The following is a 12,698-nucleotide window of genomic DNA, read 5'->3' on the forward strand; positions in this document are numbered from 1 at the left end:
AAGTGCTGACCCGCCCCGTACCGACGCGTGTGCCCGGGAACCTGCACACGCACCGGGGACCGCGCGAGGAAAACGGCCGGGCCCCATGAACCGATGCATCTGAACCGAGGCGTCATGACTCTTCCGCAGCTGAACATCTACCGGCACGACCGGGGCAGGCGGGCACTGATCACCCTGGCCGGTGAGATCGGCCCGGCCACCGCACCCCAGGTGCGCGCCGCTCTGGAGCGGTGCCTGCATGACGGCATCACCACCATCGACGTCGATCTGACCACCGTCGGCCGCTGCGACAGCAGCGGCCTGCGCGTCTTCCTCGACGCGTCGCGGCACGCCGCAGGGACCCGCGCGTCCCTGCGGCTGCACCACCCGTCCCCCCCAGACCGCACGGCTCCTCGCGGACACCGGCTCCGATCTTCTGCTCCTGTGACGGCTCCGGGAGAGATGTGGTGCACAGCGGCACGGAGAGCCATCTTTTCTGATCATGTGTGACATGCCGTTCTCTGGCGTAATGGGCTGTTCGGAGCGACCGGCCGCGTCACTCTGTGCGGGTTGATCGCGGTCGTGTCAGGAGCCCGTGTGTCGGTGCGGGCGCTGGACTCGCGGCACGAGGTGAGCATGGACACGGCGGCCGAAGCTTCGACGACGCCGATGGGGTGCGGTTGTGGCGGAAGGTGGGCGCCGACCCGACGAGGGCATGCTCGATCGGTCGGAAGGGTTCGGTGAGCGCCTGCTGGGGGTGCTGCTGGACCGGGCACACGAGATGCCGCCGCAGCTGATCGCCCCGCTGATCGCGGAAGAGGTGGCCAGGGTCGGTGGCCGCGACGTCTCGATCCTGCTGCAGGACTACGGCCAGCTGGTGTTGGTGCCGCTGTCAGGTCGGCGGCTGCTGGTCGGCGAGCCCGAGCCGATCGATGACTCTCCCGCCGGCACGGCCTTTCTGCACGCGACCATTGTCGAGGTGCCGCGGTCCGACGGCGTCCGGATGTACCTGCCGTTGCTGGACGGCAGCGACCAGGTGGGCGTGATGGCCCTCACCCTGGACACCGTCGATGACGACGACCGGCGGCTGCTGCGCAGGCTCGCCGGCCTGGTCGCCGACATGCTGGTCACCAAGCACAGTTACACCGACCAGTTCTTCCGCGCCCGGCGCCGTGAACCGATGAGCGTGGCCGCGGAGATCCAGTGGTCCCTGCTGCCGCCGCTGGCCATGTCCGTCCCGCAGGTCGCGGTGGCCGGAATCCTGGAGCCCGCCTACGACGTCGCGGGCGACAGCTTCGACTACGCCCTCAACGAGGACATCCTGCACGTGGCCATGGTCGATGCGATGGGCCACGGCCTGGACGCCGCCACGATGGCGACCGTCGCCGTCGGCGCCTACCGGCACGCCAGACGTGCCGACATCGGCCTGTCCGAGATCTACGCGTTCATGGACCGGGCCATCGCCGAGCAGTTCGGGCCCGACCACTTCGTCACCGCCCAGATGATGCGTCTGAACATCGCGACGGGCCACCTGCAGTGGGTCAACGCGGGCCACCCCGCACCGCTGCTGATCCGCGACCACCGGGTCGTCCGGCAACTGGCAGGCCCGACCACCCTGCCCGTCGGCTTCGGCGGTGAAGAGCCCCGCATCAGCCAGCAGATGCTCCAACGCGGCGACCGCGTGCTGTGCTTCACCGACGGCCTGATCGAGGAGCACGAAGCCGGCGAAGAACAATTCGGCGAAGAACAACTCATCCACTGGGTCAACCGCATCGAACACACAGCGAAGGGAGTACGAGCGGTGGTGCGCTCACTCTCCCACGCCCTGAAGCAGCAACGAGGCGGCCGCACCACCGACGACGCGACCCTTTTCCTGATCGAATGGCGAGGGGGCGCCGCCGACCACCTCGTGCTCCTGGAGTGAGCCGACAACCGCACCACCGAAGACAGGGCCGACGCCACAGCGACCCGGTGCCTGCCCAGCCCCGGTACTCACTCGCCCCTGGCTGTCCGCCGGTGCACCCTCGACCACGGCCGACACCGTCCATGTCCTGGGATGGGACGGCTTCGGACCGTCCCTGACACGACGCGAGGACTACGCTGTTGTACAGACGTCCCAGACCCCGGCGGCACGCTGTTTGCTGAACACAGATGGCCGCGGGGTACGGACTCCACGTCTGTCACCCGGCACATCCCCGGAGGGAACGGGGCGGGTCCTCCGGCCTGCTGCGCCGGCTGGGGACCCGCCGTTGCTCCGCCTCCGCCGAAAATTCGCCCCAGTCGGAGCGCGCCCAGGGGGCCGGAACTCCGGCCGCCGGTGCCCTGGCCGGACATCGGAGAACTTCGCAGGCCGGCGGGCGCCACCACGTTCCGTGTGCTGGTGTTTCCCCTCGGGGAACGCACCACGGCGAGGCTGAGGGCCTTGTCGCAATGCCTGGAGACGGTGGCCCGGCTGGGGCCTGACAGCCGGTCGGCTTTGCGGGCGACCTCGCGCCGGGCCCGCTCAAGGAGCGCGTGCGCTTCCTCCCGTACGCCCCCGGCGGACAGCACCACGGCGGAGTGGTACAGCACCTCCTCCGTACGGAGCGCCGGCATGTCCCCGACCGCGTCCAGGATGCGAACAGCCTGGCCAGTCTGGTCCTGGGCTGCGACCGTGTTGCCTTGCCGGAGCAGGATGCGGCTACGCAGCGAGTGGGCCGCGGTCTCACTGCGGATCATGCCGCTGCGCTGGGTCTCGACGCAGGTGGCGACCGCGAGCCGGTCGGCCTGCTCCAGAAGTTCACCCGACGAAGGCCCGGCCTCCAGCAGTGGAGGTCGGGCCTTCGTGATGGAGTCCGCGTCGTCCGGCACCGGTCCCTCCCCTCGTGGGGACCGGTGCCGGACGGCGGGGCGGTGTCGATCCGGGTTGTGACGGCGCCGTGTCGGTGAGGCGGCGGGTCAGTGTGGATCGAGCGAGTGTGGAAGGTGACCGAGAACTTGCGGCGCCATGAGTGGTCTCCCCTAGCTCCGGGCTGGTGGCCTGCCTGGGCGAGGCGCGAAGGTTGCGCTATTGCGTCGTGATCCTGCCATTCGGAAGGTGCCGACGAGGAGGTTCCGGTCTCCGGACGCTGACTTAGCCGCAGGTCAGCCGTATAAAGTGAGTTTTCCGGTCCGGATGCCGAGGTGCGGCGGAAGTAGCGGAAGTGAAGGAGTGGAGGCTTTGAGTTCCGACCCCGGGGCGCGTACGGCCTTCGCGGAACGGCTGGCGCTGCTGTACAAGGAGGCCGGCAATCCTCCGCTCAAGAGCGTGGCCGAAGCCGTCGTCCGGTTGCAGCGGGTCGATGAGCGAGGGCGGCCCGTGCGTGTGTCCGCTCAGCGGATCAGCGACTGGCGGCGGGCCAAGAACGTGCCCGCCCACTTCGCCGCGCTGGTGGCCGTACTGCATGTCCTGATCCCTCAGGCGCGGCGCGCCCGTCCCACGCCCGTGTCCCCCGGGCTGTACGACATGGGTCAGTGGCAGCGGCTGTGGGAACGGGCCACCTCCGGGGAAGACGAGGAGCACACTCCGGTCGAGGCCCCCGCGGTTTCCGGCGGGGTGTGTCCGTATCGCGGGCTCGCCTCGTACCGGCAGCAGGACGCCCGCTGGTTCTTCGGCCGCGAGCGCAGCACTGACGCCCTGGTCGACCAGCTCCGTACGGTGGAGAAGACCGGCGGCCTCGTCATGCTCGTCGGCGCCTCCGGGGCCGGGAAGTCCTCCCTTCTGAACGCCGGCCTGGTCCCCGCCCTGCGGAACGGTGCGCTGGGCGGCCTGCAGGAGAGGGAGAGGGACAAGGGGCAGGAGGGGGACGGCCGGGCCAGCACCGTCGTGCAGCTCGTGCCGGGCAGTGATCCGCTCGCCGAGCTGACCAGCCGTATACCGGAACTCGCGGAAGTCCTTCCAGGGCTCCCCGACACCGCCGAGGCAACCAGCTCCCCCGAATCCACCGACCTCGTCCACGCCACCCAGGACGCCGTCCACACCTGGGCCCGGCGTGAGGCCACCGGGGCCGCTCCTCCCGTGGTCATCGTCGACCAGTTCGAGGAGACCTTCACCCTCTGCCCCGACGAGGCCACTCGCCGTACCTTCATCCAGGTCCTCAGCGCCGCCTGCACGCCTCCCGAACCCGGCGACCCCGCCCCCGTGCTCGTCGTCCTCGGTATCCGTGCCGACTTCTACGAGCAGTGTCTGGCGCACCAAGAGCTGGCCGACGCGTTGCAGCACCGGCACATGGTGCTCGGGCCGCTCACCACCTCGGAGCTGCGGGAGGCGGTGAACGGGCCCGCGAAGGCGGTGGGCCTGGAGCTGGAGCCGGGGCTGGCGGAGCTGATCGTGCGGGAGGTGAGTGCGGACGGACCGCGCGGGACGCATGACGCGGGGGTGCTGCCGCTGCTGTCGCACGCGCTGCTCGCCACCTGGCAGCGGCGCAAGGCGGGGCGGCTGACGCTGGCCGGATATCGCGCCGCCGGCGGGATCCAGGGGGCGGTCGCGGCGACCGCCGAGCGTGCCTGGTCCGGGCTCGATCCGGCGGCGCGTACGGCCGCGCGGCTGCTGCTGCTCCGGCTGGTCCGGCTCGGCGAGGACACGCAGGCCACCCGACGGCGCGGGACCCGGCGGCAGCTGGCGGCCGAGTCGACGGATCCCGGCAAGACCGAGGAGTCGCTGGAAGCGCTGGTGCGGGCCCGGCTGGTGACGCTGGACGCGGAGACCGTGGAGATCACGCACGAGGCGCTGCTGCATGCCTGGCCGCGGCTGCGGGACTGGATCGACGACGACCGGCAGGGCAATCTGCTGCGTCAGCGGCTGGAGGAGGACGGCCGGGCCTGGGAGGAGTCCGACCGGGACACGTCCCTGTTGTATCGGGGGTCGCGGCTGGAGCAGGCCCACGGGTGGGCCCGTTCCGCCGGGGACACCTTCCTGACCCGCAGTGCCGTGGAGTTCCTGGCCGCCTCGGTCCGGCTGCGCCGGCGCACCGTCTGGATCATGCGCAGCGCGGTCGCGGCGCTGGTCGCGCTGGCGGTGCTGGCCGTCGGTGCGGCGGTGGTGGCGTGGCAGCAGCGCAACGATGCCGTGTTCGCGCAGGTCCTCGCCGAGGCCGACCGCGTCCAGGACACCGATCCGTCGCTGTCCGCCCAGCTCGACCTCGTGGCCCACCGGCTGCGCCCGGACGACGAGGGCGCGAACAGCCGGCTGATCTCGATCGTCAACGCGCCCCTGGCCACCCCGCTGCTCGGCCACTCGGGCGCCGTCTACCTGACCACGTTCAGCCCGAACGGCCGTCTCCTGGCCACCGCCAGCTACGACCGGACCGTACGCCTGTGGGACGTGAGCGACCGCTCCCGCCCCAAGCCCCTGGGCGGCCCCCTCACCGGCCACACCAGCTGGGTGAGCAGCGCCGTCTTCAGTCCCGACGGCCGCACCCTGGCCAGTGCCGGCGACGACGGCACGGTCCGGCTGTGGGATGTGAGCGACCCCGCGCACCCGTCGCGCATCGGTGCGCCCCTGACCGGCCACGACGGCACGATCTACCTGGTCGCGTTCAGCCCGGACGGCCGTACCCTGGCCTCTGCCGGCGACGACGGCACCGTACGCCTGTGGAACGTGGGCGACCCGGCCCGGCCGAAGGCGCTCGGCGCGCTCACCGGGCACACCGCCGCCGTGCGGTCGGTGGCGTTCAGCCCCGACGGGCGCACGCTCGCCGCGGGTGGCGACGACGACACGATCCGGCTGTGGAACACGGCCGATCCCCGTCACCCGGAGCCGGTCGGCACGGCGCTGACCGGGCACACGGACCTCGTGCACTCGGTGGCCTTCCGCCCCGACGGCCGCACTCTCGCCAGCGGCAGCGCGGACGGCACGATCCGGCTGTGGAACGTCTCCGATCCGGCGCGGGCGGCGCCCATCGGCTCTGCGCTGACCGGCCACACCGGCCCGATCTGGTCCGTGGCCTTCAGCCCCGACGGCGAACGGCTCGCCGCGGCCAGCGCGGACAGCACCGCCAGCCTGTGGAACGTCTCCGATCCGGCGTCGCCCTCCCAGGTCGGCGAACCGCTCGCGGGGAGCAGCGGTGAGATGTTCGCCCTGGGGTTCAGCCCCGACGGCCGTACCCTCGCCACCGGCAGCGGTGACAGCAAGGTCCGCCTGTGGTCGGTACCCACGCTGGACATGACCGGCCGCACCGGTGCGTTCCGCCCGGACGGTAAGGTCCTCGCCACGGCCGCCCGTGACGGCAGGGTCCGGCTGTGGAACGTGTCGGCGCCCGACCGGCCCGTGCCCCTGAGCAAGCCGTTCATGCCCGCTGACGGCTACCAGCGTTCGATGATGTTCTCCCCGGACGGCCGCACCCTCGCCGTACGGACCGGACACCACGAGCTGTACCTGTGGAACATCACCGACCCGGCCCGCCCGGCCCTGGCCGGGTCGCCCCTCACCCTGCACACGCGCTTCGCCGGCGCCGACTCACTGGCCTACAGCCCCGACGGCCACACCCTGGCGACCGCCTACGACGACCGCACCATCCAGTTGTGGGACGTCCGCGATCCGTCCCGCCCCGTTCCGCTCGGCGCCCCTCTGACCGGTCACAAGGGCTACGTCAACGCCCTCGTCTTCAACGCCGACGGCTCGGTGCTCGCCAGCGGCGGTGCGGACAGCGCCATCCGGCTGTGGAACGTGTCCGACCCCCGGCACGTCACCCGCCTCGGCAAGCCCCTCAAGGGTCATGCGGGCCCCGTCAACTCGCTGCTCTACACCCCGGACGGCGACACCCTCGCCAGCGGCAGCGACGACGACACCGTACGGCTCTGGGACGTCACCGACCCCCGCGCCGCGACCGCGCAGGGCTCGCCCCTCACCGGCCACTCCGAGGCGGTCGTGTCGCTGACGTTCAGCGAGGACGGCCACATCCTGGCCAGCGGTGGCGACGACAACACGGTCCGGCTGTGGAACGTCTCCGACCCGTCGGACGTTTCCGCCATCGGCCAGGCGATGAGCCCCAACGCCAAGACGGGCAACTTCCTGTCGTTCAGCCCGGCGAGCCACATGCTCGGCGTCTCCAGCGGCACGGACACCATCCGGCTGTGGAACCTGGACGTCGACGAGGCCGTCCGCCGCGTCTGCTCCACCACCCACGACGTGCTGACCCGGGAGAAGTGGCACGAGTACCTGCCCAGGCTGTCGTACGAGCCGCCGTGCGCGCCGTAAGTCGCGCGCAATGCCACTCAGTGACGGGGCAGAGACGGAAGTGATATGACGGCCGCTCGACGGACAGCGGTTTCCGTGATCCCAATCACAACCCCTCCCCCCAGCCGATCAGTCGGCTCCCACGAGGCGGGCAGCCTTGTTACTGTGGGGCCAGCCCGATCGCTGGTGCATCCCCCGTCGCCAGCGGTCGGGCCTTCGCATGTCCGGCGCCTGAGCGGTCGTACGCTGATCAAGTGCGCACCCCGATCCGCCGTGACAACCACCGGCACCAGTGGGAGAAGGACCGGGCCCGCCGTCCGCTCGACACCCGGGCCTCGACCGGGGCCACGGAGCACGAGACCGGCCTGGAGCCGCGCGACCTCGTCTTCCACGCGCACTACCGCGAGGTCCCCGCGCCCCCGTACCTCGCGGACGCCTTCGGCGTGCCGGAGGGAACCGTGCTGCTGCAGCGCACCTACCGGACCCGCTGCTCGGCCGAGACCGCCCCGCTCAGCCTCGTCACGTCCTACCTGGTCCGCGACATGATCGCCGCGAACCCCGACCTCCTGGACGCCGCCAGGGAGCCCTGGCCGGGCGGCACCCAGCACCAGCTGCACACCGTCGGCATCGAGCTGGACCGGGTCGAGGAGCGGGTCACCGCGCGGCCGCCGACGCCCGGGGAGGCGCGCGAGCTGGAGCTGCCGCCGGGGGCCTCGGTGCTCCTGCTGCGCAAGACGTCGTACGACACCGACGGCCGGGTAGTGGACGTCTCCGAGGCGACGCTGCCCGGCGACCGCACGGAACTGCTCTTCACGACCCCCTTGGAAAGGTGGTGAGCGGAAAGGTGGCGAGCGGAAGAGTGGTGAGTCCCGCTGTGACCCGGCGCGTCATCGTCGTCACCGCTGTCCACGGCCCTTCGGCGGCGTTCCTGCCGGAGGCCCACAAGTCGCTGGTCGCACAGGAGTTGCCGGCGGGCTGGGAGTGGCACTGGGTGATCCGGGAGGACGGCAGGACCGACGAGGTCCGCCCGTACGTCCCCGACGACGTGCGCGTGACCTTCCGTCAGGGCCGTCCCGGGGGCGCCGGTATGGCGCGCACCATGGCGCTGGCGCACGCCGAGGGCGAGTACGTGAAGATCCTGGACGCCGACGACCAGCTCACCCCGGGGGCGCTGGCCCGTGACGTGGCGGCCCTCGAAGCCGACCCCGCCATCGGCTGGACGGCCTCCCGGGTCCTGGACCTGCTGCCGGACGGTTCGACGGTGGGCTTCCCGCACGACCCCGACGAAGGGCCCGTCGAGCGGGGCGCCGTGCTCGACTTCTGGGCGGCACACGACTTCCGCGCCCAGGTCCACCCGGCGACCCTGTGCGTGCGCCGGGATCTGCTGCTCGGCCTCGGCGGCTGGATGGCGCTCCCGGCCTCCGAGGACACCGGTCTGCTGTTGGCCCTCAACTCCGTGAGCCGGGGCTGGTTCTCGGCGGAGGCGGGGCTGCTCTACCGGAAGTGGGAGGGCCAGGTGACGGGTCAGCCGGCCCACGTCGACCCGGCGGAACGGGCGGCGCGCATGGCGGTGGTGGAGGCGAGGGCCCGGGCGCTCGCCTCGTTCGACTGGAGCTATCCGCCGACGGCCGGGTGAGAGCCGCTGTTCGCCCACTCGGTGAGGGCCGCAGTTCGCCCACTCGGTGACGACCGCTGTTCGCCCCCGGCGACGACCGCTGTTCGCCCCCGGCGACGACCGCTGTTCGCCCCCGGTGGCGGCCGCTATTCGGTGAGGGTGATGGCCTGGGATGGGCACTGCTCGACGGCCTCCCGCACCTGCGGGTCGTCGCCGCTGTGCTCGCGCCCCGGTCGCACCACCCCGTACTCGTCCACGAAGTCGAAGACCGCCGGGGCGCGGTGCACGCACTCGGCAGAGCCGTAACAGAGGTTCGGGTCGATGGAGACCTTCATCCGCGCTCCCGTCGTGGACCGTGGCCGGGTTACACGACTGGACTGCCCGGCGGGGGAGCGTGCTCAACCCTCCTGATCGGACTGATCTGACCGGTCGAAGGGAAGTTCCAGCATCCGGATCGCGTTTCCGCGCAGCAGCTTGTAGGCGACCTCGTCGGGGAGCCCGCCGACGTGCTCCTCGGCGACCCGCTTCGTCTCCGGCCAGGTCGAGTCGACGTGCGGATAGTCCGTCTCGAAGGTGGCGTTGTCGACGCCGACGGTCTCGATCGCCTCGATGCCGTGCTTGTCCCGGAAGAAGCAGCAGAAGATCTGCCGGTAGTAGTACGTCGACGGCGGCTCCGGGATCAGGTCCTTCACGCCGCCCCACGCCCGGTGCTCCTCCCAGACGTCGTCCGCACGCTCCAGGGCGTACGGGATCCAGCCCATCTGGCCCTCGCTGTAGGCGAGTTTGAGCCGGGGGAACTTCACCAGCACCCCGGAGAAGAGGAAGTCCATCATCGACGCCATGGCGTTGTTGAAGCTCAGCGAGGCCTGCACGGCGGGCGGGGCGTCGGGGGACGCGGCCGGCATCTGGGAGGAGGACCCGATGTGCATGTTGACGACCGTGCCGGTCTCCTCGCAGGCCGCGAAGAACGGGTCCCAGTAGCCGGAGTGGATGGACGGCAGCCCGAGGTAGGTGGGGATCTCGCTGAAGGTGACGGCCCGCACGCCCCGGGCCGCGTTGCGGTGGATCTCCGCCACGGCCAGGTCGATGTCCCACAGCGGGATCAGACACAGCGGGATCAGCCGGCCGCCGCTGTCGCCGCACCACTCCTCGACCATCCAGTCGTTGTAGGCGCGCACACAGGCGAGCCCGACCTCCTTGTCCTTGGCCTCGGCGAAGGTCTGGCCGCAGAAGCGGGGGAAGGTCGGGAAGCAGAGCGAGGCCTCGACATGGTTGACGTCCATGTCCTCAAGGCGTGCCTTCGGGTCCCAGCAGCCGCGCCGCATCTGCTCACGGGTGATGCCGTCGAGCGTCATCTCGTCCCGGCTGAATCCGACGGCCGCGATGATGCGCTTGTACGGGAACAGATCGCCCTCGTACTCCCACCAGTCGGTGAGCTGGCCGTCCGGGTCGGTGGTGAACCGGTACTTGCCGCCGACGTACGCGAGTTCGCCGATCCCGGCGGTGAGGGGCTTGGGGCCACGGTCCCGGTACTTGGCCGGGAGCCAGGTCTCGAAGAGGTGCGCGGGTTCGATCACGTGATCGTCCACGCTGATGACCTTGGGCAGGTCCTTGGTGCTGCGGTCGGTGGTGCTGCGATCGGCGGTCGCCACGTCTGGCCCCCTCGTCCCGGCAGGCGGACCGTCCGACCCAGATCTGACGGTCCATCAGATTTGGGTTTCAGGTTAGGGGTGCCGCCCGAGGACGGCAAGGGCCCATCCGGTCGACGCGAAGGTCGAGCGGAAGGGGCTGCCGGGCCTCGCGCGTGCCGCCGGCATCCCCGGGGTGATCGAACTGGCGGAGATAATCCGGGAGTTGAGGAACGAGCTGAACGCGGCGCTGGCGGACGGGTCGGCCACGCCGGTGCGGTTCGAACCGGGTGTCAGGGGTACGCGGGGTCCCGGAGGCGGGTACCGGGCGGAGATCCGGCCCCACGGCGTCAGTTGTTCCAGCTCTCGTCGTACGGATCCTTCGGCGCCGTCACCGGCTTCGCCTCCGTGACCTCGATGAACGGGATGGGGCCGCCGTTGACCGGGTCCTCGGCGCGGCGCGGGGTGTAGGTGCCGGTGATCCGCAGCCAGGTGTCCGGTTGCAGGACCGGTGGGACCTGGCCGGTGAGGGCGACCTTGACCGGCTGGGCGTCTGCGGCACAGCAGTTGAGGGCCATGCGGACCAGGTAGGGGGTGCCGTCGCGGTCCAGGGCGAGGAAGCCGGTGAGCTGGACCCGGCGGTCGTGGAGGGTGCGGCCGTGGTCGTAGACGGCACGGCCCGCGTAGTCGACGACACTGAGGGGCAGGGGGTCGGCGGCGGGGAGGGCCGGGTAGGCGAGGGGTTCCTGGAGGGCGGTGCCGGTGCGGGTGGCGCTGTAGGAACCGAGGGCGGGTGGGGCGACCAGGATCAGGGCGAAGAGGGGGAGGACCAGAAGCCAGGCGACTCGGGGTTCGGGGTGCGAGTGCTCGGCGTCCTGGTCGTGGGCGGCCTGCACCTGGGCCTGCTTGCGGGCCTGCACCTGGGGCTGCTTCCGGGCCTGCTCCTGGACATGCTCCTGGGCCTGTTCGGGTGTCCGCTTCTCGCGGTGTGCCCGCTTCCGTTCGTACCAGATCGTCGCCACCGCCGCCGCGATCAGTACCGCGCCGGCCGCCAGCACCAGGGGGCGCAGGCCCTGTTTGACGTAGCGCAGGTAGAGGTCGGTGGTGCCGGCGTGGAGGAGGGACGCGCCGAGCAGGAACAGGACCGCGGACTGGGCCTGGCGGTTCACAGGATCACCCACCCCGTGAGTACCGATACGGCCACCGCGAGCGCGAAGGTGGCCGGGGCGAAGCGCAGGGCGAAGGCGCGGCCGAAGGTGCCCGCCTGCATCGCGAACAGCTTGAGGTCGATCATCGGGCCCACGACGAGGAAGGTGAGCCGGGCCGTCAGTGAGAACTGCGACAGTGACGCCGCCACGAACGCGTCCGCCTCCGAACAGATCGACAGGACGACGGCGAGGACCGCGAGGGCGAGGACCGACAGCACGGGGTTGTCGGCCGCCACGCGCAGCCAGCTCTCCGGGGCGACCGCCTTGAGGGTGGCCGCGGCCATCGCGCCGATCACCAGGAAGCCGCCCGCGTGCATCACGTCGTGCCGGACGGAGCCCCAGAAGGCCTCGCCCTTGCTCTGGCCCTCGTGGGACGGATGGGAAGGCGGCTTCAGCCAGTCGGTGCGGCCCAGGCGCAGCCACAGCCAGCCCATCGCGCAGGCCACCAGCAGGCTCGCGACCAGGCGGGCGAGGACCATCTCCGGATTGCCGGGGAAGGCGACCGCCGTGGCCGTCAGCACGATCGGGTTGATCGCCGGGGCGGACAGCAGGAAGGCCAGGGCCGCGGCCGGGGTCACCCCACGCCGGACCAGCGCCCCGGCCACCGGCACGGACGCGCACTCGCAGCCCGGCAGCACCGCGCCCGCCGCCGAGGCGACCGGGACGGCGAGGGCGGGGCGGCCGGGCAGGGCACGGGCGAAGAAGGACGGCGGGACGAACACCGCGATCGCCGCCGAGAGCAGCACGCCGAGGACCAGGAAGGGCAGCGCCTGGACGATCACCGCGACGAACACCGTCGTCCAGCTCTGCATGACCGGTGCGGAGAGCGCGCGGCGGATCGGGCTCTGCAGCAGGACCAGCGTCAGGAGCAGCATGGTGAGGAAGAGAGGGGAGTTGAGCTGCCGGCCCTCCTGGGTGGTCCGCCGGGGGTCCCTGCGGTCGTCGGTCCCGCCGTCCGTTCCCGGCGGGGTCTGCGAGGCCTGCGACGCCTGCGGGGCCGCTTTGGTGGTCGCCACGGGCGAGGTACCTCCGGTGGTGCGGAAGGGCGCTGGTTTCCCTCCCCTCCGATACGG

General features: G+C 71.5%; 10 protein-coding genes. 6 read left to right on the plus strand and 4 right to left on the minus strand.

Going from position 1 to position 12,698, the window contains the following annotated elements; translation table 11 throughout:
- Positions 1 to 114 precede the first annotated feature (114 nt).
- From POF73_RS11090 to POF73_RS11110, 5 genes are all read left to right on the plus strand, one after another.
- Entirely contained in the window at positions 115 to 489 is a 375-nt protein-coding gene (locus POF73_RS11090; protein ID WP_272114431.1) for an STAS domain-containing protein, read from the plus strand.
- A gap of 205 nt (positions 490 to 694) precedes the next feature.
- Positions 695 to 1,903, plus strand: a complete 1,209-nt coding sequence (locus POF73_RS11095; protein WP_272114432.1) for a PP2C family protein-serine/threonine phosphatase — start codon at positions 695 to 697, stop codon at positions 1,901 to 1,903.
- 1,266 nt (positions 1,904 to 3,169) lie between these two features.
- On the plus strand, positions 3,170 to 7,195 hold the full coding sequence (locus tag POF73_RS11100) for a WD40 repeat domain-containing protein (RefSeq protein WP_272114433.1): 4,026 nt from the start codon (positions 3,170 to 3,172) through the stop codon (positions 7,193 to 7,195).
- 233 nt (positions 7,196 to 7,428) lie between these two features.
- Positions 7,429 to 8,010 carry a UTRA domain-containing protein gene (locus POF73_RS11105; RefSeq protein WP_272114435.1) on the plus strand — a complete coding sequence of 194 codons (582 nt, stop codon included), beginning with the start codon at positions 7,429 to 7,431 and terminating at the stop codon, positions 8,008 to 8,010.
- Between the two features lie 26 nt (positions 8,011 to 8,036).
- Positions 8,037 to 8,810, plus strand: a complete 774-nt coding sequence (locus tag POF73_RS11110; RefSeq protein WP_272114628.1) for a glycosyltransferase family 2 protein — start codon at positions 8,037 to 8,039, stop codon at positions 8,808 to 8,810.
- Positions 8,811 to 8,935: 125 nt separating this feature from the next.
- Here the strand turns inward: POF73_RS11110 and POF73_RS11115 are convergent, their stop codons facing one another.
- Both POF73_RS11115 and POF73_RS11120 read right to left on the minus strand, forming a co-directional pair.
- Positions 8,936 to 9,124, minus strand: coding sequence for a ferredoxin (locus tag POF73_RS11115; RefSeq protein ID WP_272114437.1), 189 nt, complete (start codon positions 9,122 to 9,124; stop codon positions 8,936 to 8,938).
- 63 nt (positions 9,125 to 9,187) lie between these two features.
- Positions 9,188 to 10,441: an amidohydrolase family protein gene (locus POF73_RS11120; protein WP_272114439.1), complete on the minus strand. Its 1,254-nt coding sequence runs from the start codon at positions 10,439 to 10,441 to the stop codon at positions 9,188 to 9,190.
- 172 nt (positions 10,442 to 10,613) lie between these two features.
- Between POF73_RS11120 and POF73_RS46200 the strand changes: the two genes are divergently transcribed.
- Positions 10,614 to 10,829 (plus strand): trypco2 family protein, encoded by a 216-nt coding sequence (locus POF73_RS46200; protein ID WP_443049482.1) that lies wholly within the window; start codon positions 10,614 to 10,616, stop codon positions 10,827 to 10,829.
- Here the strand turns inward: POF73_RS46200 and POF73_RS11125 are convergent.
- Together POF73_RS11125 and POF73_RS11130 are read right to left on the minus strand one after the other, a co-directional pair.
- Complete coding sequence (locus POF73_RS11125) at positions 10,768 to 11,586, minus strand: TIGR03943 family putative permease subunit (protein WP_272114440.1); 819 nt, start codon at positions 11,584 to 11,586, stop codon at positions 10,768 to 10,770. The two genes, POF73_RS46200 and POF73_RS11125, sit on opposite strands and share 62 nt — an antisense overlap.
- Complete coding sequence (locus POF73_RS11130) at positions 11,583 to 12,641, minus strand: permease (RefSeq protein ID WP_272114441.1); 1,059 nt, start codon at positions 12,639 to 12,641, stop codon at positions 11,583 to 11,585. The genes POF73_RS11125 and POF73_RS11130 overlap by 4 nt, the downstream gene beginning before the upstream one ends.
- Positions 12,642 to 12,698 lie beyond the last annotated feature (57 nt).

Source organism: Streptomyces sp. HD (assembly GCF_028369295.1).
In the GTDB taxonomy this organism is placed as follows: Bacteria; Actinomycetota; Actinomycetes; order Streptomycetales; family Streptomycetaceae; genus Streptomyces.

Bases quoted from the DNA above. Each gene is read 5' to 3' on its own strand.
- POF73_RS11090 (WP_272114431.1), top strand. From the start codon at position 115: ATGACTCTTCCGCAGCTGAACATCTACCGGCACGACCGGGGCAGGCGG.
- POF73_RS11095 (WP_272114432.1), top strand. From the start codon at position 695: ATGCTCGATCGGTCGGAAGGGTTCGGTGAGCGCCTGCTGGGGGTGCTG.
- POF73_RS11115 (WP_272114437.1), bottom strand. From the start codon at position 9,124: ATGAAGGTCTCCATCGACCCGAACCTCTGTTACGGCTCTGCCGAGTGC.